The sequence below is a fragment of the Paraburkholderia pallida genome, from assembly GCF_004524855.1.
Classification (GTDB): Bacteria; Pseudomonadota; Gammaproteobacteria; order Burkholderiales; family Burkholderiaceae; genus Paraburkholderia; species Paraburkholderia oxyphila.
Genome location: NZ_CP038149.1, coordinates 1,826,104 through 1,852,283, shown reverse-complemented (window position 1 = coordinate 1,852,283; position 26,180 = coordinate 1,826,104). Strand labels below are relative to the sequence as shown.

The window sequence follows — 26,180 nt, the reverse complement described above, 5'->3', positions numbered from 1 at the left end:
GCAACTCTTGAGCAGATTACTGCAAGTCGCATGCCGCCAGGATAGCACAGGTCCAATGGGCGTCCTTGATAGCGGCCCGCGAATATCCAGCCGGTCAGCCCGTGGCTAGCTGATGCGCACGGTCTGCCTGATGTTGCGCGGCACGTTCTTCGGCCTGCTTTTTCGCAACGTGACGCCCGACAATGCAGCCTCCGACCGCGCCGACGACGGCGTGGTGACCCGCGTAGTGGCCGGCTACGCCGCCGACGACTGCGCCTTTGAGGCATCCGGCTGCATTGGCTGTTCCGGCTGCGGCCAGGCCCAGCGCGGTGGCCGCGAGGAGCATGGTGATTCGATGATTAACTTTCATGACGGGCTTCCGTTTGATATTGGGTTATCGGCATGGGTTCAATAGTCCCGGTGGTCATGGTCGTGCCATTCCCGCTCATGCCACTGGCGCTCGCGCCATTCGTGTTCACGCCGTTCGTGTTCGCGCCATTCATGTTCGCGCCAGTCATCGTCGCCACGCGAGGCCATCATGACCGGAGCGGGGACATACGCTGGAGGCGGCGGAGCAACGTAAGCCGGTTGAACTGGGGCGTAGGCTATGCCAGGCACTTCAACGCCGACGGCTACATCAACATGCGCGCTTGCCGCCGTCGAGGCCGCCAATGCAACTGCACCCAGTACCACGCCGAGAATCGTCCTGTTCATTTCCTTTACTCCTCCGCACGTTGTGTGCGTTCCTGGTGAGCACGGATCGGAGTGTATGCGGCGCGATCGGACACAGGTGCAACGGCGTTGCGAGATTGGTAACAGCGAGTTATTCAGGAGCTCGCCGGCCGATCGGTGAACCTGGGGGCGCTGACCTTTTAGTTTTAGTATCGAGCGGCACGGTGATTTAGATAGGACTGCAACAGTAATTGAATGTTTTCTTAACCGGCAGGGTTGGCGCTATGCACGAAGAACTTGAAGTCATCGGGAATGAATCTTCCCTCGGAATCCAGATCCATCTCGATCAGCTTCTTGACGACGACCATTGCCGTATCGTCACCCCCGAGGTCATGATCGAACGAAAACTCATAGGGGCGCCCGTGCGATTCCGGCAGTGAGACCGCTTCGCTCGACGTGCGAGTGACGACCCATGTCGACGACACCGGGTCACGAAGATCATCGATGAACAGGCGATAGCGGCTATGTGTCATATCGGCCAGCGTATTCGAGCTCGGACGCGGTGGATCCTGGTCTGAGGCAATTGTCCCGAGTATGGCCGAGTCTATGAGCGCCGAGACACAAGCCTTGCGCAATTCTGTTCCAGGCTGACCTTCGGTCGGTCAGGTGCACACCTGATGCTCAATCCATCCGGCTTCGGTGGACAGGCTGTCGTCGACCTTGGTCGCGGGACGCTCCCGTCGAAGGATGGCAGCACCTCGAGGGTTGCGTTCCACAAGCCGTGCGGGTCGATGGGTCGTGCCAGCAGTGGATGTCATGGCTGCGCGGTGCCAGTCCGGCCAGGGAGTGTCGTGTCGGGTCGCCATGATTCGGACGGGGTCCGCGGGCAGGTCAACGAGCGCGAAATATGGCCCGAAAAAATTTTTCGCAAATGCGCTTGACGGCTTTGCGAATGACCCGCATAATTCGCCTCCTTCGCTGATCGCTGCGAACGAAAACGAAGCGATTAAGACGAATTGCTCTTTAAAAATTTACAGCCGATAAGTGTGGGCGCTTGATGAGTTTCAGCGGCCTGACGGTCCTTCGGGGCAGTCAGGAGTAGCGAAAGTATCAAGAGTCTCACACTAAAGTAAGTCAGGTTTTTGAATTTATTCAAATTCCTGTCAGCTTTGAGTGAGCGACCGGTTCGAAAGAACCGAAAACAGTAACAGGTTTGAACTGAAGAGTTTGATCCTGGCTCAGATTGAACGCTGGCGGCATGCCTTACACATGCAAGTCGAACGGCAGCGCGGGAGCAATCCTGGCGGCGAGTGGCGAACGGGTGAGTAATACATCGGAACGTGTCCTGTAGTGGGGGATAGCCCGGCGAAAGCCGGATTAATACCGCATACGATCTACGGATGAAAGCGGGGGATCGCAAGACCTCGCGCTATAGGGGCGGCCGATGGCGGATTAGCTAGTTGGTGGGGTAAAGGCCTACCAAGGCGACGATCCGTAGCTGGTCTGAGAGGACGACCAGCCACACTGGGACTGAGACACGGCCCAGACTCCTACGGGAGGCAGCAGTGGGGAATTTTGGACAATGGGGGCAACCCTGATCCAGCAATGCCGCGTGTGTGAAGAAGGCCTTCGGGTTGTAAAGCACTTTTGTCCGGAAAGAAATCCTTTTCGATAATACCGAGAGGGGATGACGGTACCGGAAGAATAAGCACCGGCTAACTACGTGCCAGCAGCCGCGGTAATACGTAGGGTGCGAGCGTTAATCGGAATTACTGGGCGTAAAGCGTGCGCAGGCGGTGATGTAAGACCGATGTGAAATCCCCGGGCTTAACACGGAACTGCATTGGTGACTGCATCGCTGGAGTATGGCAGAGGGGGGTAGAATTCCACGTGTAGCAGTGAAATGCGTAGAGATGTGGAGGAATACCGATGGCGAAGGCAGCCCCGGCCAATACTGACGCTCATGCACGAAAGCGTGGGGAGCAAACAGGATTAGATACCGGTAGTCCACGCCCTAAACGATGTCAACTGGTTGTCGGGCCTTCATTGGCTTGGTAACGTAGCTAACGCGTGAAGTTGACCGCCTGGGGAGTACGGTCGCAAGATTAAAACTCAAAGGAATTGACGGGGACCCGCACAAGCGGTGGATGATGTGGATTAATTCGATGCAACGCGAAAAACCTTACCTACCCTTGACATGTATGGAATTCTGCTGAGAGGTGGAAGTGCCCGAAAGGGAGCCATAACACAGGTGCTGCATGGCTGTCGTCAGCTCGTGTCGTGAGATGTTGGGTTAAGTCCCGCAACGAGCGCAACCCTTGTCCCTAGTTGCTACGCAAGAGCACTCCAGGGAGACTGCCGGTGACAAACCGGAGGAAGGTGGGGATGACGTCAAGTCCTCATGGCCCTTATGGGTAGGGCTTCACACGTCATACAATGGTCGGAACAGAGGGTTGCCAAGCCGCGAGGTGGAGCCAATCCCAGAAAACCGATCGTAGTCCGGATCGCAGTCTGCAACTCGACTGCGTGAAGCTGGAATCGCTAGTAATCGCGGATCAGCATGCCGCGGTGAATACGTTCCCGGGTCTTGTACACACCGCCCGTCACACCATGGGAGTGGGTTTTGCCAGAAGTGGCTAGTCTAACCGCAAGGAGGACGGTCACCACGGCAGGATTCATGACTGGGGTGAAGTCGTAACAAGGTAGCCGTATCGGAAGGTGCGGCTGGATCACCTCCTTTCCAGAGCTCATCGCTCAAGCTTGTTAAAGCGCTCACACTTGTCGGCTGTAGAAAAGACAGACTCAGGGGTCTGTAGCTCAGTCGGTTAGAGCACCGTCTTGATAAGGCGGGGGTCGATGGTTCGAATCCATCCAGACCCACCAACTGGTCTGACGAGCAAAACCCCTAAGTTGCATGACTGGGGGATTAGCTCAGCTGGGAGAGCACCTGCTTTGCAAGCAGGGGGTCGTCGGTTCGATCCCGTCATCCTCCACCAATCTTCAATGCCTAGTGTCCGGTAGAAACACAAACCGGGTATTACGCATTGGCGATTGAGCCAGTCAGAGCGATGTGAGTAAAACCATATCGGCTGTCGTTCTTTAACAATCAGGAAGAAGTAGTAAAGAGATTCATCTGAAACGCACTTAGAGATGGGTGTGGAGTAAGTGAATCAGGGTTGTGATTGTATCAATGTATTTTTAAGTGATCGAAAGATTGCCTTGAAATACGGCGCAACACGAATACTCAACCTGTAATGAGTGGTCTGACGCGAGCAATCGCCGCAAGACACACCCGTTATAGGGTCAAGCGAACAAGTGCATGTGGTGGATGCCTTGGCGATCACAGGCGATGAAGGACGCGGTAGCCTGCGAAAAGCGGTGGGGAGCTGGCAAACAAGCTTTGATCCACCGATATCCGAATGGGGAAACCCACTCCGTATGGAGTATCCATGACTGAATACATAGGTCATGCGAAGCGAACGCGGCGAACTGAAACATCTAAGTAGCCGCAGGAAAAGAAATCAACCGAGATTCCCAGAGTAGTGGCGAGCGAAATGGGATCAGCCTGTACTCTTTATCTGTATTGTCAGCCGAACACTCTGGAAAGTGTGGCCATAGTGGGTGATAGCCCCGTAGGCGAAGGCAGTATGGAAGAACTAGGTGTACGACAAGTAGGGCGGGACACGTGAAATCCTGTCTGAAGATGGGGGGACCATCCTCCAAGGCTAAATACTCGTGATCGACCGATAGTGAACCAGTACCGTGAGGGAAAGGCGAAAAGAACCCCGGGAGGGGAGTGAAATAGATCCTGAAACCGCATGCATACAAACAGTCGGAGCCTCGCAAGGGGTGACGGCGTACCTTTTGTATAATGGGTCAGCGACTTACATTCAGTGGCAAGCTTAACCGAATAGGGCAGGCGTAGCGAAAGCGAGTCCGAACAGGGCGTTCAGTCGCTGGGTGTAGACCCGAAACCAGGTGATCTATCCATGGCCAGGTTGAAGGCACGGTAACACGTGCTGGAGGACCGAACCCACTAACGTTGAAAAGTTAGGGGATGAGCTGTGGATAGGGGTGAAAGGCTAAACAAACACGGAAATAGCTGGTTCTCTCCGAAAACTATTTAGGTAGTGCCTCGTGTATCACCTTCGGGGGTAGAGCACTGTCATGGTTGAAGGGTCCATTGCGGATTACTTCGCCATAGCAAACTCCGAATACCGAAGAGTGCAATCACGGGAGACAGACATCGGGTGCTAACGTCCGGTGTCAAGAGGGAAACAACCCAGACCGCCAGCTAAGGTCCCCAAATATGACTAAGTGGGAAACGAAGTGGGAAGGCTAAAACAGTCAGGAGGTTGGCTTAGAAGCAGCCACCCTTTAAAGAAAGCGTAATAGCTCACTGATCGAGTCGTCCTGCGCGGAAGATGTAACGGGGCTAAGTCATATACCGAAGCTGCGGATGCGAGCTAGTCTCGCATGGTAGGAGAGCGTTCTGTAAGCCTGCGAAGGTGCATCGGAAGGTGTGCTGGAGGTATCAGAAGTGCGAATGCTGACATGAGTAGCGATAAAGGGGGTGAAAGGCCCCCTCGCCGTAAGCCCAAGGTTTCCTACGCAACGTTCATCGGCGTAGGGTGAGTCGGCCCTAAGGCGAGGCAGAAATGCGTAGCTGATGGGAAGCAGGTCAATATTCCTGCACCATTGTTGAATGCGATGGGGGGACGGATCGCGGAAGGTTGTCCGGGTGTTGGAAGTCCCGGTCCTTGCATTGGAGAAGGCGCTTTGGCAAATCCGGGCGCGGAATTCAAGGGTGCGAGGCCATCCACCTAGGTGGAGAAGCAACTGGAAGTGGTTCCAAGAAAAGCCTCTAAGCTTCAGTTCAACAGTGACCGTACCGCAAACCGACACAGGTGGGCGAGATGAGTATTCTAAGGCGCTTGAGAGAACTCGGGAGAAGGAACTCGGCAAATTGGTACCGTAACTTCGGGATAAGGTACGCCCGGTAGCTTGACTGGCTCGCGCCAGAAGGGTGAAGGGGTTGCAATAAACTGGTGGCTGCGACTGTTTAATAAAAACACAGCACTCTGCAAACACGAAAGTGGACGTATAGGGTGTGACGCCTGCCCGGTGCCGGAAGATTAAATGATGGGGTGCAAGCTCTTGATTGAAGTCCCGGTAAACGGCGGCCGTAACTATAACGGTCCTAAGGTAGCGAAATTCCTTGTCGGGTAAGTTCCGACCTGCACGAATGGCGTAACGATGGCCACACTGTCTCCTCCCGAGACTCAGCGAAGTTGAAGTGTTTGTGATGATGCAATCTCCCCGCGGCTAGACGGAAAGACCCCATGAACCTTTACTGCAGCTTTGCATTGGACTTTGAACCGGTTTGTGTAGGATAGGTGGGAGGCTATGAAGTGTGGACGCTAGTCTGCATGGAGCCGTCCTTGAAATACCACCCTGATCTGTTTGAGGTTCTAACCTTGGTCCGTTATCCGGATCGGGGACAGTGCATGGCAGGCAGTTTGACTGGGGCGGTCTCCTCCCAAAGGGTAACGGAGGAGTACGAAGGTACGCTAGGTACGGTCGGAAATCGTGCTGATAGTGCAATGGCATAAGCGTGCTTGACTGCGAGACTGACAAGTCGAGCAGGTGCGAAAGCAGGTCATAGTGATCCGGTGGTTCTGTATGGAAGGGCCATCGCTCAACGGATAAAAGGTACTCTGGGGATAACAGGCTGATACCGCCCAAGAGTTCATATCGACGGCGGTGTTTGGCACCTCGATGTCGGCTCATCTCATCCCGGGCTGTAGCCGGTCCCAAGGGTATGGCTGTTCGCCATTTAAAGAGGTACGTGAGCTGGGTTTAAAACGTCGTGAGACAGTTTGGTCCCTATCTGCCGTGGGCGCTGGAAGTTTGAGGGGGCCTGCTCCTAGTACGAGAGGACCGGAGTGGACGAACCTCTGGTGTACCGGTTGTGACGCCAGTCGCATCGCCGGGTAGCTATGTTCGGAAGAGATAACCGCTGAAAGCATCTAAGCGGGAAACTCGCCTCAAGATGAGACTTCCCCGGGGACTAGATCCCCTTGAAGGGTCGTTCGAGACCAGGACGTTGATAGGTCAGGTGTGGAAGCGCAGTAATGCGTTAAGCTAACTGATACTAATTGCCCGTAAGGCTTGATCCTATAACAGGTGTGTTTTATACACGCATGGTTGAGTGATCGCGTGTTGTGCCGGAAACAACACAACCCCAATCAGCAAAAACCTCTTTACGCTTCTTCCAGATTGGCTGTGGCGCCCATAAGGCGACGCAGCAACCCGTCAAGCCTGATGACCATAGCGAGTCGGTCCCACCCCTTCCCATCCCGAACAGGACCGTGAAACGACTCTACGCCGATGATAGTGCGGATTGCCCGTGTGAAAGTAGGTAATCGTCAGGCTCCTTATGCAGTATGTCCAGAACCCCGGTGGCTCCGAAAGAGCACCGGGGTTCTGGCGTTTACGCGGCTGAAAAACCTGCAGAATTGCACGTCGCCCATGACCTCATCTGGGCACATGGCCCATTTGGAGGCGCCATATTGCACTGCACACTATCATGAGCGCTTGAACGCCCACCCCGAACACCGAATCTCAACTTCGAAGTCAGGTGCGCCATGGCCGAATTGCTGCTTGGAAACGTCGATGAAAGCGTTCCCGACGAGGAGATCAACGCTTTTTTGCAGAAGTATGGCTTTCCGCCGTACGACAACATTCAGCGCATAGCGGGTACGGGCTCGCATCCCGCCGCGCTGCTGCACTACGCCAACGTATCCGATGAAGTGTTGCGCGCGCTCCAGCCCCGCGTGCACAACATGTTCTGGAACGACCGCACGATTAGCGTACTGATACTGCCAGTGCGCGAAGCCGACTGAATACATGGCTTCAGCACCGCCTGTGGGCGCTGACCCTGCGCGGGAGGCGTATACGCCTGCTACGAAGCGCCTGGCGCAAACCAGGCGCTGTCCGCGCACTATCACCATCCCCCTTGCCGGCAAGCGTCACGCCGTCGGGCAACGTGACGCCATCGATCCAGACGTCCTGCACCGCACCGCTGCACGGCACCTATCTCGTCTACGTGAATTATTACGGCAACGGCAATAGCGGCAGCGACATGACGGTGGCGCAAGTGACCATCATCACCGACGAAGGCACGCCGAACGAAAAGAGCGAGACGGTACGCGCGCCCATGCGCAAGCCGGGCGAGCTGACACTCGTGAAGCGCTTCGTCATCCCTTGAGGACCTCCGCAGGCGCGTGCCACGCGCGGCATCGTCGAATAAATCAGGAAGGATCCCTGAATAGATCGTTGAGCTGATTGCCGGGTGCTGCATTGACGAAGCCGTCGAAGCGGCCTTGCACGAGCGTCTCCACGGCGCGCATGAGGCCACCCCATGCCGAGCGGGCCAGCGCGCCGCCCACGCTCACGCGCCGCACGCCCATTGCCGCGAGATCCTGCAGCGTGAATTCCGAGGGCGAGCCGATCAGCACGTTGACGGGCTTGGGCGCCACGGCCGTCACCACCGCAACGATCTGCTCGCGCGTGTGGATGCCGGGCATGTAGAGGCAATCCGCGCCCGCCGCCGCATAGGCCTTGATGCGCGCAAGCGCATCGTCGAAATCGGGCTCGCCAGTGAAGAAGTTTTCCGCGCGCGCCACCAGCAGCGTGTCGCCGCCACGTTCGTCGATCGCGCGGCGCGCGGCCTTCACGCGCTCGACCGCAACCTCCAGCAGGAACAGCGGCGCGTCCGGATCGCCGGTCGAGTCCTCGATCGAGAGCCCTGCCACGCCCGTGTCCACTGCGAGGCCCACGCTTTGCGCGACCCCTTCCGCATCGGTGCCGAAACCGTTCTCGAAGTCCGCGTTGATGGGCAAACCGGTGGCGGCGACCATCTCGCGCAGATGCGCGAGGATGGCGTCGCGGGGCAGCGAATTGTCCGCGTGGGCGCGCGACCATGCAAAGCCCGAGCTGGTCGTGGCAAGCGCCTTGAAGCCGACGCCCTCGAGATAGCGGGCGCTGCCCGGGTCCCAGGGATTGGGCAAGAGAAAGCAGCCGGAAGCATGCAAGGCGCGGAACGCGGCGCGTTTTTCCGCGACGCTGCGTGGCGAAGAGGGCATGGCGTGTCTCCAGGGTAGGGCGAGCCGACGTGGTGGCGCTGCGCTCGCGTCGAGCTTGGGAAGCGTCGGCATTGGCGGCGAGGCCGGTCAGCGTGCATTGTGCTCCAGCGCGCGCCGGTGCGCTCTCGCGCTGCCGCGCCTGGCCCACACGCCGCGCCCGCTATCATATGCACTGTCCCCAATCCGATCAGTCTGCTCCGATGGCAAAGCCCTCCGCTTCGAAACCCACGCCGCCGCGCATGTCCGATGTCGCCAGCCTCGCGGGCGTGTCGAAGATGACGGTCTCGCGCGTGCTGGCGGGGCAGAGCGCCTCGGAGGCCACGCGTGAGCGCGTGCAGCGTGCGATCGACGAACTGGGCTACGTTGCCGATGCGGCGGCGGGCGCCCTGTCTTCGGGACGCTCGTCGTTCGCCGCGGTGCTGGTGCCATCGCTATCGAGCTCGAACTTCTCGGACACCGTGAACGGGCTCACCGCCGTACTGGAGCCGCATGGGCTCGAATTGCTGATCGGCGACACGGACTATCTGCCCGAGCGCGAGGAGCGCATCGTCCGCCAGATGCTGCGTCATCAGCCGCGCTGTATTGCGCTCACCGGATCGCAGCACACCGCCGCCACGCGCGCGCTGCTCGAGCGCTCCGGTGTGCCGGTTGTCGAGATGTGGGAGCTGCCAGCGGCGCCGGTCGACATGGCGGTTGGGTTTTCCAACGTGAGTGCTGCGCGCGAAATGGTGCGCTATCTGGCGGAAAAGGGTCATCGGCGCATCGCGTTTCTCGGCGGCGCGAGTGAGCTGGACCGGCGCGGCATCGACCGGCTCAAGGGCTATCAGCTCGAAGTGAAGGCGCTCGGGCTAGGCGAGCCGCGGGTGGTGCGCCTGGGCGATTCGCCCATCACCATGAGCCACGGCGGCCCCGCCATGGCGGCGCTGCTCGAGCGCTGGCCCGACACACAGGCGGTGATGTGCGTAAGCGACATGTCCGCGTTCGGCGCGATCATGGAGTGCCAGCGGCGCGGACTCGCGGTGCCCGGCGATATCGCCGTGGCGGGCTTCGGCAACTTTGAGATCTCGGCATGCTGCCATCCGACCATCACGACGGTCTCGGTGGACGCCTACGGGATCGGCCGCCGCGCGGGCGAGGCGCTGCTCGGCGCGCTCGCCGCCGACGCAGGCGAGCGTGGCGCACACGCGCGCCGCACCGCAAGGACGCGCATTCACTACGCCGTGGTGTCGCGCGAAAGCGCCTGAAATGGCCGCTCGCGTCCGCGGGCATGCGAACTTTCGATTTCCCTGCAAGAACCCTTTGATGGCATAGTCGTCGTGACTTGAAGCGCCGAACGGCCATGCTAACATTCGATTGTTACCGGTAACACCATTCCGCCGACTGCATCAAAAGGGCACCCGGGCAGGCCCACACAGGAGACACCGCATCATGACCCAATCTCTCCCGAGCCGTCTGCGCAGCCAGGAATGGTTCGACGATCCTTCGCACGCGGACATGACCGCGATCTACGTCGAACGGTTCATGAACTACGGCCTCACGCGCGAAGAGCTGCAGTCGGGGCGGCCCATTGTCGGCATCGCGCAAACGGGCAGCGACCTTGCGCCCTGCAACCGCCACCACATTGCGCTAGCGGAGCGCGTCAAGGCGGGCATTCGTGACGCGGGCGGCATTCCGATGGAATTTCCGGTGCACCCGCTTGCGGAGCAGAGCCGCCGCCCCACGGCCGCGCTCGACCGCAATCTCGCGTATCTGGGCCTCGTCGAAATCCTGCATGGCTTTCCTCTCGACGGCGTCGTGCTCACGACGGGTTGCGACAAGACCACGCCCGCGTGCCTGATGGCCGCAGCCACGGTCGACCTGCCGGCCATCGTCCTCTCGGGCGGCCCGATGCTCGACGGTTGGTATGAAGGCAAGCGCGTGGGCTCGGGCACGGTGATCTGGCACGCGCGCAATCTGCTGGCGGCAGGCGAGATCGACTACGAAGGCTTCATGGCGCTCACCACGGCTTCGTCGCCGTCCATCGGGCACTGCAACACGATGGGCACCGCGCTCTCGATGAATTGCCTTGCCGAAGCGCTCGGCATGTCGCTGCCCGGTTGCGCGAGCATTCCGGCCGCGTACCGCGAGCGCGGGCAGATGGCGTATGCGACGGGCAAGCGCGCCGTCGACCTCGTGCGCGACGACGTGCGCCCCTCGCGCATCATGACGCGCGAGGCATTCGAGAATGCGATCGTGGTGGCTTCGGCGCTGGGCGCGTCGACCAACTGCCCGCCGCATCTGATTGCGATTGCGCGGCATATGGGCGTCGATCTATCGCTCGAAGACTGGCAGCGTCATGGCGAGCAGGTGCCGCTTCTCGCGAACACGATGCCGGCGGGCGAGTACCTGGGCGAGAGCTTCCACCGCGCGGGCGGCGTGCCGGCCATCCTGCGCGAACTCGATCGCGCGGGCTTCGTGTGGCGCGCTTGCCAGACCGTCTCGGGCCGCACGATCGGCGAGATTGCAGATACCGCTGCCGCGGCGGACCACGACGTGATCCGTTCCTGCGACGACCCGCTCAAGCACGGTGCCGGCTTCATCGTGCTTTCCGGAAATTTCTTCGACAGCGCCATCATGAAGATGTCGGTGGTGGGCGAGGCGTTTCGCAAGACGTATCTGAGCGAGCCGGGCGCGCCGAATGTGTTCGAAGCGCGCGCCGTCGTGTTCGACGGCCCCGAGGACTATCGCGCGCGCATCAACGATCCGTCGTTGAAGATCGATGAGCGCTGCATGCTCGTGATTCGCGGTTGCGGCACGGTCGGCTATCCGGGCAGCGCCGAAGTGGTGAACATGGCGCCGCCGGCCGAACTGATCAAGCAGGGCGTGACCGCGCTGCCGTGCATGGGCGACGGACGCCAGAGCGGCACCTCGGCGAGCCCCTCGATTCTCAACATGTCGCCGGAAGCCGCGGTGGGCGGCGGTCTCGCGTTGCTGCGCACGGGTGACCGCATCAAGGTCGATCTCAACGCGCGTCGCGTAGAAGTGCTGATCGATGCAGACGAACTCGAACGCCGCCGCGCGCAGACCGATTTCCAGGCGCCATCGTCCCAGACGCCATGGCAGGAGCTTTACCGCAAGACGGTCGGGCAGCTTTCGACGGGCGGTTGCCTCGAACCGGCCACGCTCTATCTGCGTGTGATCGCGCAGCGCGGTGAGCCGCGCCATTCGCACTGAGCCATCTTGCGCGCCAGACTGCGCGGGCGCGCCGCTATTCAGAGCGTCTTGCCGATGCGGTGCGCCATCTCCACGATGGCGATCGTCATGCGCTTTTCGCGGCGTGCGTCGAGCCGCTCGAGCGGCAGGCTCGTGCTGACCGCGACGCGCTTGCCGAGCACGGTCACGCCGACGAACGCCGCAAAGCAGGCGAGGCCGGCGGTGACCTCCTCGCGCTCCTGGGCGAGCCCCGAGCGGCGGATCGAGGCGAGCGCCTGCAGAAGATCCTGGCGGCGCGTAAGGGTACGGGCCGTGACGGCGGCAAGCTGCTTCGGCAATAGACCAGTTACTTCGTCATCCGAAAGACTGGCGAGCAGTGCCTTGCCGAGCGCACAGCAATGCGCGGGCAGGCGAGAGCCGAGATCGGAGACGAGCCGCACGGGCCGCGCGGCGTCTTCGCGAGCGATATAGACCACCTCGGCGCCGTCTAGCACGGCGAGCTGCACCACCTCGTTGTGAATGGAAACGAACGTAGCCGCTTCATGTCGGAACGCTTCCTGCAACTGGTCGTGCCGCACATAGGCACTGCCGAGCTCGAACAGCGTCACGCCGATGATGTAGCCATCCGCGCGCTTTTCGATCCAGCGCCGGCGCTCCAGCGAATCGAGTACCAGATAGAGTGTGCTGCGCGAAAGGCCGGTTTGCTCCGCAATGGCGGCGGCGCGTACCGGTGCCTGGGCGTGCGCCAGCACGTCGAGAATGTCATGGATGCGCTTGAGCGCGGGCACTTCGTAGGCGTCAGGCATGGCTCGTGACCCGATTCGATATCCAACAGGTTGGAAATACTAGCACCAGGTTGGACAGTGTGCTCGGGCGCTCCTACGATCGACGTGCTTTATCCCATGTGACGTCGTCAACACCCGCAACGAAGCGGGTCCACCATCATGGCCAATTTGTCAGTTTCCCGATTCCTGCCCACCGATCTCGAAGAGGCGTTGCTGGTCGGCCGCGTCTGGCGACGCGATGGTGCGCACGAGGGGCCGTGCGTGGTTGCCGTGCGCGGCGGCCAGGTGTTCGACATTACGTGCATTGTGGCAACCACGGCGGACCTGTTCGATCGCGACGATGCACTCGAGATCGCGCGCAACGCGCCGGGCGAGGCGCTAGGCGCGGTGGCGGATCTGCTTACGGCGAGCCTGCCTGACGCAGTCGGTGCCGGACGTTCGGCCGACGGGTCGGCGCGCCTGCTCGCGCCTTGCGACGTCCAGGCAATCAAGGCGTGCGGCGTGACCTTCGCGGTGAGCCTGATCGAGCGAGTGATCGAAGAGCAGGCGGGCGGCGACCGCACGAAGGCCGCGGACGTGCGCGCGAGCATCACCGCGCTGGTCGGCGCCGACCTCTCGCAGATGGCGCCGGGCTCCGAAGCCGCGCTGCGCCTGAAGGAGGAGTTGCAGCGTCGCGGGGCATGGTCGCAATATCTCGAAGTGGGAATTGGTCCGGATGCCGAAGTGTTTTCCAAGTCGCAACCGATGTCCGCGGTGGGTTTCGGCGCGGATGTCGGCTTGCTGCGCGCATCGGCATGGAACAATCCGGAGCCGGAGATCGTGCTGGCGGTGAATGTGCGCGGCGTGGCGGTGGGCGCGACGCTTGGCAACGACGTGAACCTGCGCGATATCGAAGGCCGTTCGGCCTTGCTGCTCGGCAAATGCAAAGATAACAACGCGTCGTGCGCGATCGGTCCGTTCGTGCGTCTGTTCGATGGGCGCTTCACGCTCGATTCGGTGCGCGAGGCGAGCGTCTCGCTGCACGTGGCGGGCGCCGACGACGGTTTCGTGCTCGACGGCGTGAGCCATATGCGGGAAATCAGCCGCGACCCACAGCAGCTCGTCGAGCAGACCTGTGGCGCGCATCATCAATACCCGGACGGCTTCATGCTGTTCCTCGGCACGATGTTCTCGCCGATCCAGGACCGCGACGCGGCGGGCTCTGGCTTCACGCATCATATTGGCGACATCGTGACGATCTCGACACCGCAGCTGGGCGCACTCGTCAACACGGTGAAGCTGTGCGACGAGATTGCGCCGTGGACATTCGGCGTGCGTGCGCTCTACGCGAATCTTGCCGCGCGCGGGATCGCGCCCGCTGCGTAATTTTTCCGAACGGAAACCGGAAGCGGGGCGAGGGTTTCCGTTCGGAAATACCGGCACGCTATTTTTCCTCGAACGCGTTCCTTGGTATCGTTGTGTCCACGCCGTTCGGCGCTGCGATGTGCGTGTCGCGCGAATGCGCATCGGGCAATGAGCACGGATTGAACACGAATCGACGCAGGCGGCGTTTCATTGATGCCCGCCGTGCCGTCACAGGGAGTCGCGGACGATGAAATATTCGAATCTGGTAGAGCGCTTGCAGGGGCGGCGCACGTCGGCGTGGGAGATCCATCACGCCGCGCAGCAGGCGGCGGGGCGTGGCGAGGACGTGATCGTCCTGAGCGTGGGCGACCCGGACTTCGCGACCCCCGAGCCGGTCGTCGAGCGCGCCGTGGCGGCGTTGCGCGCGGGCGATACGCATTACACGGCCATCATGGGTCGCGAGCCGTTGCGCGAAGCCATCGCGCGGCAGCACGCGGCGGCGGGCGCGCGCGATGTCACTGCGCAAAACGTGATTCTGTGCGCGGGTGCGCAGAACGGGCTGTTCGCCGCTTCGCTATGCCTGTGCGAAGCGGGCGACGAGGTGCTCGTGCCGGAGCCGATGTACCTGACCTACGAGGCCGCGATTCGCGCATCGGGCGCGACGCTCGTGCCGGTGCCCGTCGATCCGGACAACGGTTTTCATCTCGACTGCGACGCGCTCGAAGCGGCGGTCACGCCGCGCACGCGGGCGATTTTCTTCGCCACGCCGTGCAACCCGACCGGCGCGGTGATGCCGCGTGAGCACCTCGAGCGCATCGCGCAGCTCGCAAAGCGTCACGATCTCTGGGTGGTTTCCGACGAGGTCTATGCCGACCTCACGTTCGAGCGCGAGCACGTGAGCATCGCGTTGCTCGACGGCATGGCACCCCGGACGGTCACCCTCGGTAGTCTTTCGAAATCGCATGCGATGCCGGGTTGGCGCATTGGCTGGGTGATCGCGCCGGAAACGCTGATCGGCCATCTGGGGCGGCTGGCGCTGTGCATGCTCTATGGCTTGCCCGGCTTCATCCAGGAGGCGGCGCTGACGGCACTGGAGCAGCGCGAGCAGATCGTGGCGCAAATGCGCGCGATCTACCGGCGCAGGCGCGATCTCGTCTATGCGCGCCTGAGCGGCGTGCCGGGATTGCGATGCCTGCTGCCGGAGGCCGGCATGTTCATGATGATCGACGTGCGCTGCACCGGCCTCGATCCGCACGCGTTCACTTGGCAGCTGTTCGAGGCGCAAAAAGTGTCGCTGCTCGACGCGAGTGCGTTTGGCGAAACGGCAAGCGGCTTTGTCCGCTTCGGCTTCGTGGTCGATGACGCGCGGCTCATCGAGGCCTGCGAGCGGATTGCGGCCTTCGTCCGGCAACTGCCCGGGATTGAGCGCTAGCCGGCTTCGAAATACAGGCGGGTCGGCTCGAAGAGATTGGACGGCAGCGTATCGCGCGTGAACCAGGCCCAGCGCGCGCATTTTTCCGGCTCCATGACAGCGGGCGTGCCATGTGCCTCGCCTTCGATGAACAGCGTCACGTGACGCACGCGGCCCGCCTCGAGCCAGCCGGTGGCCCAGCCGCCGGAGCGCGGCTCCAGCAATTCGAGGCCCGTTTCTTCGCGCAATTCGCGCGCGGCCGCAACCCGCGGATCTTCGCCCGGCTCGACCTTGCCGCCAGGAAACCCCCATGTCTCGAAGCCCCAGCGCGTCGTCCTGAGACCGAGCAGCCACGCGCCATCGCGCTGGATGACGACGCCGGCGCCCAGGACGGTGACGGGCGCCTCAAATGCTTTAGCGATTGCCATCGAACAGGTCGTTGAGCATCTCGTCGAAGGCCGCCTGGGCGTCTTCGAGCTCCTGCAGCGCGGCGTCGAATGTCTGCAGCGCGAACTGCGACGGCCGGCCTTCGCCCTGTGGCGGAAACTGCGTCTGCAAGGCGGTGAACGCCGTCTTGACGCGTTGCGTTGCGTTCAGCACGCGATCCATCGCGGCGGCTTCTTCGGCTCGTGCCTGTTCTGGGTTCATCGAAAGCTCCGGTTAGAAAAGAGGGTAAGGCGGGGCGGGGACGCTCACGGCAGAGGCAGTCGGCCCTCGGACTTCACGGCGCGCAGCGACAACGCCGATTCGACCGCCGTGACGCCCGGCAGGCTGCGCAATTCGTCGCGCATGAAGGTGCCGTAGTCGTCGAGGTCGCGCGCCACGACCATCAGAATATAGTCCGCCGTGCCGGCCACGTTGTGGCACGAGAGAATCCGCTCGATGGCACACACTTCACGCTCGAAGCGGTCTGCCAGTGCCCGGTCGTGCACGGCGAAGCGCACCGAGACATAGGCGAGCACGCCGTAGCCGAGCGCACGCCGCGAGAGCATGGCCCGGTAGCGCTCGATATAGCCGTCCTGCTCGAGCCGCTTGAGGCGGCGCGCGCAAGGCGTTTCGCTCAAGCCGACGGTTTCGGCGAGCCGGGCGATCGGCATTCTGCCGTCCGCCTGCAGTGCGCCGAGGATCGCACGGTCGAGTTTGTCGAGGTCGCTCATGTCGTGGAGTGGTTTTCCGATTCCGATGAGGAGATTTTAGGGCATTCCGCTTCAAACTGAAGGGTTATCCACAAAAAACGTCAGAATTCGCTCCGGCGTTAGCGGCAACATAGAGCCTCTTTCAAGCGAGGCCATCATGATTTCCGCCCACCTGCTGTTGATGTTCATTGCCGCTCTGATCGTCGTCTCCGCATTGCCGGGCGCGGACATGGCGCTGGTGATGCAGACCAGCATGAGCCGCGGTGCGCGCCGCGGTTTCGCGGCGGCCTGCGGCCTTGCGCTCGCGCGCGCCACGCACGTCACGCTCTCGGCGTGCGGCCTCGCCGCACTGTTGCATAACGCGCCCTGGCTATTTGAGATCGTGCGCTATGCGGGCGCTGTCTATCTGACGTGGATCGCCGTGCAGATCTTCCGCGCGCCGGCTTTTGCGTTGCCGGATCAGGCTGGCACAGCGGTCGAGCGTCCGCTGCGCGCGGACTTCTTCAAGGGCCTGCTGACCAACTTGCTCAATCCGAAGGCGCTGCTGTTCTGTTCGGTACTGCTGCCGCAGTTCATCCGCCCCGAGTTGGGCTCGGTCTGGTTGCAGGTGACCGAGCTGGGCATCCTGCTCGTGATCGTGTGCGCACTCTTCGACGTGATCTATGTGCTGGGCGCGGCCCGCATCGCTGTGTGGCTGCGCCGACATCCGCTCGCGCAGACCGTGCAGAAGTGGGCATTTGCGTCGGCGCTGATCGGTTTCGCGGTGCGGCTCTCACTCGATTGATGCGTTTGCCGCGACCCAATCGCTAAATGGCCCGCCGCGTGCATACGGCGGGCCCCGGCGCGTCACACGTTGCTCGTGCGACGCGCGCGCCGGCCTCGTGAGCGAAGGCCGCGCACCCAGGCGTTTTACGCGCTCGGATTGCCGCCCAGAAAGTCCAGCTTGCCCAGCTCGACGCCGTTGTGGCGCAGGATGTCGTACGCCGTCGTCACATGGAAGTAGAAGTTGGGCAGCACGAAAGCCAGCAGATAGTTCTGGCCCGTGAACTCGATCGGGCCCGAGCGCATCTTCAGCGTGATGCTCTTGCCTTCGGTGCCGTCGATCTGCTCGGGCTTGAACGTCTTCAGATAGTCGATCGTCTTCTGGATACGCGCATGCAGGTCGTCGAAGCTCACTTCCACATCTTCGAATTTCGGTGCATCCACGCCCGCGAGGCGTGCGGCGCAGCCCTTTGCCGTATCCGTGGCAATGTGAATCTGGCGCGCGAGCGGCAGCATGTCGGGGAACAGCCGTGCTCCGGTCAGCACCGAGGGATCGATCTGCTTTTCAGCCGCGTGTGCCTGTGCCTTCCCGATGATGGTCTGCAGGTTGGCGAGGCCGCGCACGAGCACGGGCACCGAGGCTTGATACATGGTGATGGACATGGGAAATCCTCGTTTCTTTGAATGGGCACGCCGGCCTCCGGAGCGGAGATTGGCGGGCGGCTCATTATGCGCCATCGGTTTTGCCGCCGCCATTGCCTGAACGGCCGATCTTGCGGCGTCGCCAGGATCTCTGCTCTCATCGGGGGCCTGTTTCCACGAAAGAACGCCAGTGCGCATCAAGCCGTGCAAGGCGCGGTTGCTCTGCCGAGAGCGTTCTTTGCCCTGAACGAGGAGAATCAAATTGAGACCTGCTCGATACGGCATAGGCAAATATGACGTGAGGTATCATGGCTGAAAGGAAAATCCATGACGCGCGCCACATCATTGCAAAACGCCGTGGCAATGGCGAATTGCGACGCGAAGTGTGGGTGAACGAGCGAGGTCGGGTAACGCGCTACAACCTGGCCTACATCAATCACAACATCTATCAACGCGATAACGGCAGGGTCATTGGTTATGACAATGCGCACGGCTACCATCATCGACACTACTTTGGAAATGTCGAGGCGGTGGGTTTCGTGAGCTTTGAAGACATCGAGGATCAGTTCACGCGTGACTGGAGCGCATTGAGGCATACACCATGAGCAAACTGCATTTTGGGCACGGGACGGAAGCGGATTTTTTTGCAAGCGGCAAACGCGTAGCGCGTGACGCCGATCGCGGAGAAGCCCTGGTCGAAACCCGGGCATTGACGTTCGAAGATCCCGCTGACGCAATACAGTTGCTGGCCGAAGCTCGCGTCGGTGTCTTTCGGGCGATCGAGGCTCATTGCGTTCGATCGCGGTAATCGTTGTTCGATCGCGCTGCGGCTGCAATGCGGCCAAGCGTGATGTGAACGTGCGGCCAGCAGGGGCTTTGTTTCGGTCGAGAGCGTGCCGAATACCGTTGGAATGCCAGTTGCGGGTTGCACAAATGTGCTCGGGCGCTTGTGGCCAGGATGTCCCAAGCGTCCTCGGCTGACTCAACGCCAACCGAAGCCTCTGTATGCCCCCCCATTCGCATGCATGTTTCCTCATGCATGCGCAATTCGGTGACGGTCGAGTCTACCTATTAATCTGCATAACGAAATAAAATATTCCTTGCGACTCGCGGGGTTAGGCATGGGTGTCTGTCGGTGCTCCAGAAGGGGCGGGTAGCCGCACCTTGGCGAAAAAAGGATGTTTCGGGAATTGGGTGCCGGTTGAGGCAACGCCAAAAGCGCGAAGATCCGGCCCGGCCCGGCGCGGCGAACTGCGGGTTGTGCGAAAACGTGCAGCGTTTGGCGCAGCAGATTCACCACTTAGAATTTGAATGTGTTTTAATTACCCGGCATTGACCATCTATTTCGTGTCGTACGGCAGCGTACGGTGCGTCGACCCATGAACGCAGAATTGGCAGAAGGACGTCGCGCCGGGCGTCGCATGGCTGAAGGCAGGGCATGCCGGGAGCGTCTGCGCGGCCCGCGCTCGCTCGGTTACGCGCTGCACGGCGCACTGTTGGCGCTCGCCGTTGGCGGCGCCGTGCGCAGCGCGCCCGTCATGGCGCAGGACGCGCAACTGCTCGATGCGCGCGTCACCCAGGAGTCGGTGGCGGAGACGATTTGCCGGCCGGGCTACGCCGATACCGTGGCGCCACCGTTCGACGAAGCGATGGCGCTGAAGGACCGTCTGCTTGCCGCGCGCGGCATCGACTCCGGCGACGGCGTTGCCTACGCGCTCGACCGGCGCGTGCCGATCCTGCTCGGCGGCTCGCCCGATGCCGCTGCGAATTTCGACCTGCTCCCGTGGGGCGGTCACGCTGGCGAACGGCGCAAGTCACTCCTTACCGTGCGGCTCAAGCGTTGCGTATGCGCGGGGCGGATATCGCTCGCTCATGCGCAGGCGGCCATCACCGGCAATTGGGCGCACCAGTACGATCAGCTCACGCGCATGCAATGCGGCACCGATGTAGGCGATACCACCTCGGCGAGCAGCGACGAAGGTCCCTGACGCGCACAATCGCCCTCCGAGGGCGGACCCACGATCTCTTTCCAGCGCGCCGATGTGCCCCTGCCAGGCACGATGATTGCAAGCACGGAATCGGCTCATCCGACCGGCTGCAGTCCGACAAAATGACGCAGCGCGCAGGCTGGAGATTGAGACTATCCTGCCTATGATCAACAAATGAGGAGAAAGCGAAATGCTATCGTCGACTCTTGTCCTGCTTGCAGCCGCAGCCCTGCTCGGACAGGCGGTTTGGGCTCGCGCAAAGGCGCGCGCGAGTCTGCAACCCGTGCGGGTGCGAGCCGATCGACCGCGCCGCTACCGGTAGTTCAACATGCACCTGACCGTCTGGAACGTCCCCGAAACCTGTAGTGAAGAAGAAGTGCGCGACTTCATCAAACGTGAGCTTGGGCATTACGCCAAGGGCGTCACGGTGTACGACGTGGGCACGCCGAACGCGCATGCGGACATCGAACTCGATTCCGAAGTGCCTTACGTGGGCGAATCGGTCGCGCGCGAGTTGCAGAGCCGGCGCCTTGCCGGCGTCGCACTGCGTGTGAGCGCCGCGCCGTTCGACTGCGAGGGGCCGCAGGATGCGCGCCCAGCGGCAATGCGCTGATTTTTCGCGATTTGCCGTAGTGTCACACTGATCGCGCCCTGCTTGCAGTGGCGCGATGGTTTTTCCGCATCGCTTCCTCGTCGCGCGCCCTTCGCCAGAATCAACTTCCCGCCCTGCCTATGCGCCGTTACTCGCCTGCTTTGGCCGGCACGGGATCTTATGGCGTGCAGGGCAGGGCGCGCTTGTGCCGTGTCGTGTCGTAAAAGCGCAGGATCGTCGCATGGGCGAAGTCGCTGACCGGCTTGCCCTCAAGAAAATCGTCGATCTCGTCGTAACTGACGCCATAAGCGTCTTCGTCGGATCGCAGCGGGCGCAACGTTTCGAGGTCGGCGGTCGGGATCTTGTCCACGAGCCGTTCCGGGGCGCCTAGCAGGCGCGCAAGCGTGCGTACGCGCCGCTTGGTCAATCCGGCCAGTGGCAGCACATCCGCGCCGCCGTCACCGAACTTGGTGAAGAAACCCATCAATGATTCTGCCGCGTGGTCGGTGCCGATGACGAGGCCGGCGCGTGCGCCCGCCACCGCGTACTGCGCGATCATTCGCTGGCGGGCCTTGATGTTGCCGAGCACGAAGTCTTGCTGGGCTGCATCTGCAAACGCCAGGCCGCCCGCGGTCAGCGATGCGAGCATTGCGTCGGCGGGCGGGGCGATGTTTGCGCTCAAGGTCTCGTCGGGGGCGATGAAGGCGAGCGCCTCGGCGGCATCGGCTTCGTCGCGCTGCGTGCCGTACGGCAGGCGCATCGCAATGAAGCGCGCCTCGTGGCCCTCGGCACGCAATGCCGTGACTGTCAACTGTGCGAGCCGGCCCGCCGTAGCGGAATCGATCCCGCCGCTGATCCCGAGCACCAGCGTGCGCAACCCGCTCGCGCGCAGGCAACTAGCGAGAAACGCGATGCGGCGCTCGCGTTCTTCGGGTGCGGAAAATGCTGCGGTGACGTTCAGCTCGGCGGCAATCTCGCGCTGGCGGTGTTGCCAGGTTTCGCGCATGGGGGCGGCGTTCATACTGGGCTCCTTGGGCGGTCTATCGTTTTGTGCTGCGTGCGTCGTACTGCGACTCGCGTGCGTTGTCTGGTTTAATGGCGGATGGTCCTGCCGCGGCGCTGGCCGGGTATGGGCGTAGTGGGGAGCACGTTCTCAGCCGGGCGCGCGGTAATCGTTTCCAGACAAAACGCAAAATCTGCCGGATTCACAATGAAGAAAAGTTTCTCGCGCGGCGCGCTTGCGCGCGTGAATGGTGGTGTTCGGGGCGACTTTACGAAGGCCCATTATCGCGGAGCGCGGCATGCGCCGCTGCGGATTTGCCGCGTGCTGTGCGCGGCTGCCTGCGCGTGGTTGGCCGCTAGTGCATGGGCGGCGGAGGCCGGGCCCGCCTCGGGCGCGCATGCGGTGTCGGGGGCCGTGCAGGCTGCCCATAAGCCATCGTCCGGAGCCGCCGCGGCGACTCACCCGGTTGCGTCGGGTGCCATCGCGGCTTCGACTGCGGCTATGCCAACCGCGACGGCTGCGGTATCGGGCGCGTCGGTGCCTGTACGGGCTTCGTCCGCGCAAGGCGTTGCCCCGGCATCAGCGGCTTCGGCCGCATCGTCGGCCGCATCGGCATCTTCGGCCTCGAGTGCAGTGCCCGCATCTTCGGCTTCGGCGGCATCGTCCGCTGCTGTGCCTGCAACGGCGGCTTCCGCTCCTGGGCCGGCTCCGCTCACGTTGCCCGAGCATCCCAAGCTCACCGCCGCGCAGGCGGCCGCGGAAACACACCAGGCGCTGGCCATGCGCCAGACGTTCGCGCGTGACGTGAAGCGCCGCCTGCGCGTGCCGCTGGCGGATCAACGTGCGTACGGCCAGCGCCTGCAGGCCGCGCTCGGCGAAAAGAACCTCGGCGCGCTGGCCGGCGAGTTCGTCATCCTCGTGGACCGTGCCGCCACGGTCCAGACGCTCTTCATTTACTTCCGAGCGATGCCGGGCGAGCCGTGGCAGATGATCGGCGCCTCGCCCGTCGCGACGGGCCGGCCGGGAGAGTTCGACCACTTCCTCACGCCGCTCGGCGTGTTCGAGCACACGCCCTCGAACATGGACTTCCGCGCGGAAGGCACGATGAACGATAACGGCATCCGTGGCTACGGTGCGCGCGACATGCGTATCTACGATCTTGGCTGGGTCGACGGCGAGCGCGGCTGGGGCAAGGGCGGCCGCTCGCCGATGCGCTTCCAGATGCACGCCACCGACCCCGACCGGCTCGAACCGCTGCTCGGCATTCGCCATTCGAAGGGCTGCGTGCGCATCCCCGCGTCGCTAAACGCATTCATCGATCACTACGGGATCATCGACGCCGAGTACCAGGCGCTCGTCGATTCGGGCAAGTCGCTCTGGGTCCTGCACTCGAACCGCGAGGTCACGCCGTGGGCGGGGCGCTTCATCGTCGTGATCGATTCCGAGCGCAAGACGCGGCCGGCATGGGCGCCGGCGCCGGGTAGCAAGGCGCGCGCAAAGGTGCCCAAGGGTGGCGACACGGCCGATTGACGGCGGATTGAGCGCCGATTGACGGCCGCCGGGAGCGATGCGCGGCGGGCCATGCGCCCGCCGCGCTCCTGTGGTGGGGCACTCAGGCAGTCAGCCGCGTCGCGCGATCAGCACGCCTGCGAGCGCTACACCGAAGCCGGCTATCTGGATCGGCGCGAGCGTTTCGCCGAATAGCAGCCAGCTTTCGAGCGCGGCGAGCGGCGGCGCGAGAAAGAGCAGCGCCGTGGCGCGGGCCGCATCGCCGTGGCGCACCATCCAGACGAGCAAGGTCACGCCCACGCCCGAGAGCATCGCGATGCCCCATGCGAGCGAGATCCAGAGCGTCGTCGATGCAATCCAGCGATGTTCGCCCAGCGCGAGCGCCAGCAGCGCCGCGACCACCGCCGCGCCCGCATTCTGCACCGCGCTCGCGCTGCGGATATCGGCTTTGGCGAGCGAGGTCTTCTGATAGAGGGTGCCAGCGGTGATTGCGCCGACCGCGAGCACCGCGACGAGCACGACTACGAGCGCGTTCGCATGCGTGCCCGAGGCGCCGGCCGCCGCGGTGGTGGAGACGCCTGCGGCCGCCGCATGCAGCTTCGGCATCAGCACAAGCACGACACCGGCGAGGCCGAGCGACAGGCCTTGCCAGCGCCGCGTCGTGAGGCGCTCGCCGAACAGCGGCGCGGCGAGCACGGAAGTCAGGAGCGGCTGCAGTGCGCCGAGCAGCGCCATCACGCCCGCGCTCAGGCCTTGCGCGACGGCCCAGTAACTTGCCCCCAGATACACACCCTGCAGCAGTGCGCCGGCGAACAGGTGCTTGCCGAACTCGCGTCCGCGCGGCCATGGCGCACGCTGTGCGAGAGCAACGCACGCGAACAGCGCCGCAGTGCCGCCGAAACGCGCGAGCAGGAACAGGTTGGGATCGGCGTAAGGTGCGATGGCGCGGGCGACTACGAAGCCCGTCGACCACAGGACGACGAAGAGGGCGGGAGCGAGCGAGGCGAGCATTTTATGGTTATGGCGAGCAAGAGCGGCGCCCCGGGGTTCGGTCGGCGTCGCGCAGCCGGCACGCTTAAATGCGCCGCTACGCGAGTATTTCGCGCTCCATTTTGCAGACAGTTTGCGAAAGACCCGAAGTATCACCCGGGCGGGCCGGGCCGGTCTTGTTCAGGACTGCACTGGTCCGGCGGGCTGGGAGTGCACGGCGTGCGGCGCGCCCTCGCGGTTCGCCTGGTTGATGGGGACAGCCGCGAAAACCGTCGCGGCCACGCCGACCAGCACGCCGCTCACTGCGCATGCGATCAACAATGCGCGCGTGCGCCGGTGCTCGCGGTGCAGCGCCTCGAGCACCGCGGCCTGGGCTTGCGCGGCGCCTGGGCCATGCGCCGTGCGGGTGTGATGCTGCATGAAGTGGTAGATGAGTTGCGGCACGCGTGGCGCGATCTGCGCGAGATGCGGCAGCTCCTGGGAGAGCCGCTTGATCCAGCCTTGCGGGCCGAGATCGCGCCTTGCGATGTCCGCGAGCGTCGCGCTCGCGATACCCCACGCATCGACGCCCGGATGAATCGTGCGTGCAAGCGCCTCGGCGTTGCCGAACGCGCGCTGCGCGGCGGCGAGCCGTGGCGACACCTCGCCGCCGAACGGCTGGACCGAGTGCAGCAGATGATGAAGCACGGCACTCGCGCTGCGCGTGCTCGTATCGCTCGCGAAATGCGCTTCGCTGCGCGTGCGCAACTCGGCTTCGATCTGCTCGGTGCGCGCGTGCGCGGGCACGTGGCCCGCAACGTGGTGCAGCGCAGCGAGCCGCGCGTAATCCTGCTCGAACAGCGCCGTCGCGCCATGCACGAAGAACTCGCGCTCGGGCGAGGAGAGACTCGTCATCAGCGCCGCGCTTGCGAACACGAGGCGGCCGCGCGTCTGCGGCTCGACACTCACGGCCACGCGCCCAGCGTCGAAGGCGGCGTGGAAGAAGCCATGCTCGAAGGCCTGTTGCGTGATCACCTCGATCAGATGCGCGGCCACGCGCGTCACGTTGATGTGATGTTCGGCTAGTCCGGCGATGTCGGTTACGCGTACCGTGTCGATGTGCTCGACCGTCAGTGTCTGGGCCGTGCAGAAGTCCCAGATCACGTCGGGCACCACGACGCGCGCGTCGTTCGCGAGGTGGTGTCCCGTCTGGCTCAGATTCGCGGCCTGCGCGCGCAGATCGAAACGGCGTTGCAGATCCTCGCGCAGCGTCTGGGCGAGCGCGCGCAGGCCCAGCTTGCGCGCGGCGCCCGAGAAGCGCTCGAGCCAGCGCGCCACGGTGCAGAGCAGCGCGGCGTCGTCGTCGACTTCCTGAACCTGCTTCGCGCGCAGCACGCGCACCGTCACCATCTGATGGCCGCTGGCCGGCAGCGCAAGGCGCGCGACGTGGGTCTGCTCGCACCAGCCGTTTTGGCAAGGCGTAGGGTCGATCCACGAGAAGAGCGTTTGCGGCGGCTTGCCGAGCGCCGCGTGCAGGGCGGCATCGAGCTGCTGCGGCGTGAGCGGGTCTTCGAAGTGCTCGACGGCGTCGATGGCGTCGTGCAGCGTCGTGGCGGCGAGCTCGGGCCTGGTGGCGAGCGTCTGCGCGAAGGCGCCCGCGAGCGGCGCGAGGCGCGGCAGCGCGCTCGACAGATGCGTGGCGAGGCGCTCGTCCTCGCGCATGCGCGAGGCGAGCGAGACGATCCAGTGCAGCTTGTGATGCTCGGGCGCTGCGAGCCAGATCAGCCGGATGCCATAGCGCAGCGCGCAGAACAGCAGATGCAGTTGGCGAAGTCGTGAACGCATGGGGGCGGCAGTCGACGGAACGACAAATCGACAAAATGGAGGGCCGTCCGGTTCCCGAACGGCCAACACGAGATTAGCAGGGATGGCCGCGGGATGGCAGGGCCGTTTGGTTCGTTTCGGCCCATTTCGCGCCGGTCCGCCACGCGCCGGTCCGGTCGTGCGGGGGCACAGGGCGTGCCGCCAATCGGCGCTGTTGCGGATCAC

General features: G+C 63.0%; 23 protein-coding genes, 2 tRNA genes, 3 rRNA genes and 1 pseudogene. 16 read left to right on the top strand and 13 right to left on the bottom strand.

Features of this window, described 5'->3' with window-relative positions; genetic code table 11:
• Positions 1 to 94: 94 nt before the first annotated feature.
• From E1956_RS46955 to E1956_RS23425, 3 genes are all read right to left on the bottom strand, one after another.
• Positions 95 to 349, bottom strand: coding sequence for a hypothetical protein (locus E1956_RS46955; RefSeq protein WP_418789270.1), 255 nt, complete (start codon positions 347 to 349; stop codon positions 95 to 97).
• Positions 350 to 387: 38 nt separating this feature from the next.
• On the bottom strand, positions 388 to 693 hold the full coding sequence (locus E1956_RS23430) for a hypothetical protein (RefSeq protein ID WP_134753347.1): 306 nt from the start codon (positions 691 to 693) through the stop codon (positions 388 to 390).
• A 221-nt stretch (positions 694 to 914) separates the two neighbouring features.
• A complete protein-coding gene (locus E1956_RS23425; protein ID WP_134753345.1) occupies positions 915 to 1,184 on the bottom strand; it encodes a cyclic-phosphate processing receiver domain-containing protein in 270 nt (89 codons plus the stop codon).
• Positions 1,185 to 1,866: 682 nt separating this feature from the next.
• Here E1956_RS23425 and E1956_RS23415 point away from each other — a divergent pair.
• The 7 genes and pseudogenes from E1956_RS23415 to E1956_RS23385 all read left to right on the top strand — a co-directional run.
• Positions 1,867 to 3,391, top strand: a 16S ribosomal RNA gene (locus E1956_RS23415).
• Positions 3,392 to 3,457: 66 nt separating this feature from the next.
• Positions 3,458 to 3,534, top strand: a tRNA-Ile gene (locus E1956_RS23410).
• A gap of 37 nt (positions 3,535 to 3,571) precedes the next feature.
• Positions 3,572 to 3,647: transfer RNA gene (locus E1956_RS23405), tRNA-Ala, on the top strand.
• Positions 3,648 to 3,952: 305 nt separating this feature from the next.
• Positions 3,953 to 6,830, top strand: a 23S ribosomal RNA gene (locus E1956_RS23400).
• A gap of 141 nt (positions 6,831 to 6,971) precedes the next feature.
• Positions 6,972 to 7,085 (top strand): 5S ribosomal RNA (rrf, locus tag E1956_RS23395).
• The 16S, 23S and 5S rRNA genes sit together here with 2 tRNA genes alongside, the layout of an rRNA operon.
• A 213-nt stretch (positions 7,086 to 7,298) precedes the next feature.
• Positions 7,299 to 7,556, top strand: a complete 258-nt coding sequence (locus E1956_RS23390; RefSeq protein ID WP_134753343.1) for an RNA-binding protein — start codon at positions 7,299 to 7,301, stop codon at positions 7,554 to 7,556.
• 164 nt (positions 7,557 to 7,720) lie between these two features.
• Positions 7,721 to 7,921: pseudogene (locus E1956_RS23385) on the top strand (DUF2135 domain-containing protein); the annotation flags it as partial.
• Between the two features lie 43 nt (positions 7,922 to 7,964).
• On the opposite strand, the gene E1956_RS23380 reads toward E1956_RS23385, so the two are convergent.
• Positions 7,965 to 8,798, bottom strand: coding sequence for an isocitrate lyase/PEP mutase family protein (locus tag E1956_RS23380; RefSeq protein WP_134753341.1), 834 nt, complete (start codon positions 8,796 to 8,798; stop codon positions 7,965 to 7,967).
• 200 nt (positions 8,799 to 8,998) lie between these two features.
• On the opposite strand from E1956_RS23380, the gene E1956_RS23375 reads away from it, so the two are divergent.
• The gene (locus tag E1956_RS23375) at positions 8,999 to 10,042 is read left to right on the top strand and encodes a LacI family DNA-binding transcriptional regulator (protein WP_197732858.1); all 1,044 of its coding nucleotides are present in this window, start codon (positions 8,999 to 9,001) and stop codon (positions 10,040 to 10,042) included.
• Between the two features lie 184 nt (positions 10,043 to 10,226).
• Positions 10,227 to 12,011: an IlvD/Edd family dehydratase gene (locus tag E1956_RS23370; protein ID WP_134753339.1), complete on the top strand. Its 1,785-nt coding sequence runs from the start codon at positions 10,227 to 10,229 to the stop codon at positions 12,009 to 12,011.
• Positions 12,012 to 12,049: 38 nt separating this feature from the next.
• On the opposite strand, the gene E1956_RS23365 is transcribed toward E1956_RS23370, so the two are convergent.
• Complete coding sequence (locus E1956_RS23365) at positions 12,050 to 12,796, bottom strand: IclR family transcriptional regulator (protein ID WP_134753337.1); 747 nt, start codon at positions 12,794 to 12,796, stop codon at positions 12,050 to 12,052.
• A 138-nt stretch (positions 12,797 to 12,934) separates the two neighbouring features.
• Here E1956_RS23365 and E1956_RS23360 point away from each other — a divergent pair, with 138 nt between their 5' ends.
• On the top strand, positions 12,935 to 14,140 hold the full coding sequence (locus E1956_RS23360) for a fumarylacetoacetate hydrolase family protein (protein WP_134753335.1): 1,206 nt from the start codon (positions 12,935 to 12,937) through the stop codon (positions 14,138 to 14,140).
• Between the two features lie 226 nt (positions 14,141 to 14,366).
• A complete protein-coding gene (locus E1956_RS23355; RefSeq protein ID WP_134753333.1) occupies positions 14,367 to 15,551 on the top strand; it encodes a pyridoxal phosphate-dependent aminotransferase in 1,185 nt (394 codons plus the stop codon).
• On the opposite strand, the gene E1956_RS23350 is transcribed toward E1956_RS23355, so the two are convergent.
• The 3 genes from E1956_RS23350 to E1956_RS23340 are packed head-to-tail and all read right to left on the bottom strand — an operon-like array spanning position 15,548 to position 16,687.
• Entirely contained in the window at positions 15,548 to 15,958 is a 411-nt protein-coding gene (locus E1956_RS23350; RefSeq protein ID WP_134753331.1) for a nucleotide triphosphate diphosphatase NUDT15, read from the bottom strand. The genes E1956_RS23355 and E1956_RS23350 overlap by 4 nt on opposite strands.
• Positions 15,945 to 16,178 carry a hypothetical protein gene (locus E1956_RS23345; RefSeq protein WP_035534754.1) on the bottom strand — a complete coding sequence of 78 codons (234 nt, stop codon included), beginning with the start codon at positions 16,176 to 16,178 and terminating at the stop codon, positions 15,945 to 15,947. The genes E1956_RS23350 and E1956_RS23345 overlap by 14 nt, the downstream gene beginning before the upstream one ends.
• A gap of 44 nt (positions 16,179 to 16,222) precedes the next feature.
• Complete coding sequence (locus E1956_RS23340) at positions 16,223 to 16,687, bottom strand: Lrp/AsnC family transcriptional regulator (protein WP_134753329.1); 465 nt, start codon at positions 16,685 to 16,687, stop codon at positions 16,223 to 16,225.
• A 136-nt stretch (positions 16,688 to 16,823) separates the two neighbouring features.
• On the opposite strand from E1956_RS23340, the gene E1956_RS23335 reads away from it, so the two are divergent.
• Positions 16,824 to 17,450 (top strand): LysE family translocator, encoded by a 627-nt coding sequence (locus tag E1956_RS23335; protein WP_134753327.1) that lies wholly within the window; start codon positions 16,824 to 16,826, stop codon positions 17,448 to 17,450.
• 125 nt (positions 17,451 to 17,575) lie between these two features.
• On the opposite strand, the gene E1956_RS23330 is transcribed toward E1956_RS23335, so the two are convergent.
• A complete protein-coding gene (locus E1956_RS23330; RefSeq protein WP_134753325.1) occupies positions 17,576 to 18,091 on the bottom strand; it encodes a DUF1993 domain-containing protein in 516 nt (171 codons plus the stop codon).
• A 287-nt stretch (positions 18,092 to 18,378) separates the two neighbouring features.
• Between E1956_RS23330 and E1956_RS23325 the strand changes: the two genes are divergently transcribed.
• Entirely contained in the window at positions 18,379 to 18,675 is a 297-nt protein-coding gene (locus tag E1956_RS23325) for a toxin-antitoxin system TumE family protein (RefSeq protein WP_028222128.1), read from the top strand.
• Here E1956_RS23325 and E1956_RS23320 read toward each other — a convergent pair.
• Positions 18,633 to 19,001 carry a hypothetical protein gene (locus E1956_RS23320; RefSeq protein WP_134753323.1) on the bottom strand — a complete coding sequence of 123 codons (369 nt, stop codon included), beginning with the start codon at positions 18,999 to 19,001 and terminating at the stop codon, positions 18,633 to 18,635. The two genes, E1956_RS23325 and E1956_RS23320, sit on opposite strands and share 43 nt — an antisense overlap.
• Before the next feature lie 448 nt (positions 19,002 to 19,449).
• On the opposite strand from E1956_RS23320, the gene E1956_RS23315 reads away from it, so the two are divergent.
• Complete coding sequence (locus E1956_RS23315; RefSeq protein ID WP_232071561.1) at positions 19,450 to 20,058, top strand: hypothetical protein; 609 nt, start codon at positions 19,450 to 19,452, stop codon at positions 20,056 to 20,058.
• A 328-nt stretch (positions 20,059 to 20,386) separates the two neighbouring features.
• On the top strand, positions 20,387 to 20,671 hold the full coding sequence (locus tag E1956_RS23310) for an RNA-binding protein (RefSeq protein ID WP_134753321.1): 285 nt from the start codon (positions 20,387 to 20,389) through the stop codon (positions 20,669 to 20,671).
• Positions 20,672 to 20,828: 157 nt separating this feature from the next.
• Here E1956_RS23310 and nadE read toward each other — a convergent pair whose 3' ends face one another.
• Complete coding sequence (nadE, locus tag E1956_RS23305; protein WP_134754787.1) at positions 20,829 to 21,656, bottom strand: ammonia-dependent NAD(+) synthetase; 828 nt, start codon at positions 21,654 to 21,656, stop codon at positions 20,829 to 20,831.
• A gap of 303 nt (positions 21,657 to 21,959) precedes the next feature.
• Between nadE and E1956_RS23295 the strand changes: the two genes are divergently transcribed.
• Complete coding sequence (locus E1956_RS23295) at positions 21,960 to 23,183, top strand: L,D-transpeptidase (RefSeq protein WP_418789296.1); 1,224 nt, start codon at positions 21,960 to 21,962, stop codon at positions 23,181 to 23,183.
• 90 nt (positions 23,184 to 23,273) lie between these two features.
• On the opposite strand, the gene E1956_RS23290 is transcribed toward E1956_RS23295, so the two are convergent.
• Together E1956_RS23290 and E1956_RS23285 are read right to left on the bottom strand one after the other, a co-directional pair.
• Positions 23,274 to 24,173 (bottom strand): DMT family transporter, encoded by a 900-nt coding sequence (locus E1956_RS23290; protein WP_134753315.1) that lies wholly within the window; start codon positions 24,171 to 24,173, stop codon positions 23,274 to 23,276.
• Between the two features lie 159 nt (positions 24,174 to 24,332).
• Positions 24,333 to 25,976: an ABC1 kinase family protein gene (locus E1956_RS23285; protein WP_134753313.1), complete on the bottom strand. Its 1,644-nt coding sequence runs from the start codon at positions 25,974 to 25,976 to the stop codon at positions 24,333 to 24,335.
• Between the last annotated feature and the right edge of the window lie 204 nt (positions 25,977 to 26,180).

What these genes read in the sequence shown, in the direction of transcription:
- E1956_RS46955 (WP_418789270.1), bottom strand. Translation starts at nt 349, where the DNA reads ATGAAAGTTAATCATCGAATCACCATGCTCCTCGCGGCCACCGCGCTG.
- E1956_RS23430 (WP_134753347.1), bottom strand. Translation starts at nt 693, where the DNA reads ATGAACAGGACGATTCTCGGCGTGGTACTGGGTGCAGTTGCATTGGCG.
- E1956_RS23425 (WP_134753345.1), bottom strand. Translation starts at nt 1,184, where the DNA reads ATGACACATAGCCGCTATCGCCTGTTCATCGATGATCTTCGTGACCCG.
- E1956_RS23390 (WP_134753343.1), top strand. Translation starts at nt 7,299, where the DNA reads ATGGCCGAATTGCTGCTTGGAAACGTCGATGAAAGCGTTCCCGACGAG.
- E1956_RS23380 (WP_134753341.1), bottom strand. Translation starts at nt 8,798, where the DNA reads ATGCCCTCTTCGCCACGCAGCGTCGCGGAAAAACGCGCCGCGTTCCGC.
- E1956_RS23375 (WP_197732858.1), top strand. Translation starts at nt 8,999, where the DNA reads ATGGCAAAGCCCTCCGCTTCGAAACCCACGCCGCCGCGCATGTCCGAT.
- E1956_RS23370 (WP_134753339.1), top strand. Translation starts at nt 10,227, where the DNA reads ATGACCCAATCTCTCCCGAGCCGTCTGCGCAGCCAGGAATGGTTCGAC.
- E1956_RS23365 (WP_134753337.1), bottom strand. Translation starts at nt 12,796, where the DNA reads ATGCCTGACGCCTACGAAGTGCCCGCGCTCAAGCGCATCCATGACATT.
- E1956_RS23360 (WP_134753335.1), top strand. Translation starts at nt 12,935, where the DNA reads ATGGCCAATTTGTCAGTTTCCCGATTCCTGCCCACCGATCTCGAAGAG.
- E1956_RS23355 (WP_134753333.1), top strand. Translation starts at nt 14,367, where the DNA reads ATGAAATATTCGAATCTGGTAGAGCGCTTGCAGGGGCGGCGCACGTCG.
- E1956_RS23350 (WP_134753331.1), bottom strand. Translation starts at nt 15,958, where the DNA reads ATGGCAATCGCTAAAGCATTTGAGGCGCCCGTCACCGTCCTGGGCGCC.
- E1956_RS23345 (WP_035534754.1), bottom strand. Translation starts at nt 16,178, where the DNA reads ATGAACCCAGAACAGGCACGAGCCGAAGAAGCCGCCGCGATGGATCGC.
- E1956_RS23340 (WP_134753329.1), bottom strand. Translation starts at nt 16,687, where the DNA reads ATGAGCGACCTCGACAAACTCGACCGTGCGATCCTCGGCGCACTGCAG.
- E1956_RS23335 (WP_134753327.1), top strand. Translation starts at nt 16,824, where the DNA reads ATGATTTCCGCCCACCTGCTGTTGATGTTCATTGCCGCTCTGATCGTC.
- E1956_RS23330 (WP_134753325.1), bottom strand. Translation starts at nt 18,091, where the DNA reads ATGTCCATCACCATGTATCAAGCCTCGGTGCCCGTGCTCGTGCGCGGC.
- E1956_RS23325 (WP_028222128.1), top strand. Translation starts at nt 18,379, where the DNA reads ATGGCTGAAAGGAAAATCCATGACGCGCGCCACATCATTGCAAAACGC.
- E1956_RS23315 (WP_232071561.1), top strand. Translation starts at nt 19,450, where the DNA reads ATGAACGCAGAATTGGCAGAAGGACGTCGCGCCGGGCGTCGCATGGCT.
- E1956_RS23310 (WP_134753321.1), top strand. Translation starts at nt 20,387, where the DNA reads ATGCACCTGACCGTCTGGAACGTCCCCGAAACCTGTAGTGAAGAAGAA.
- nadE (WP_134754787.1), bottom strand. Translation starts at nt 21,656, where the DNA reads ATGCGCGAAACCTGGCAACACCGCCAGCGCGAGATTGCCGCCGAGCTG.
- E1956_RS23290 (WP_134753315.1), bottom strand. Translation starts at nt 24,173, where the DNA reads ATGCTCGCCTCGCTCGCTCCCGCCCTCTTCGTCGTCCTGTGGTCGACG.
- E1956_RS23285 (WP_134753313.1), bottom strand. Translation starts at nt 25,976, where the DNA reads ATGCGTTCACGACTTCGCCAACTGCATCTGCTGTTCTGCGCGCTGCGC.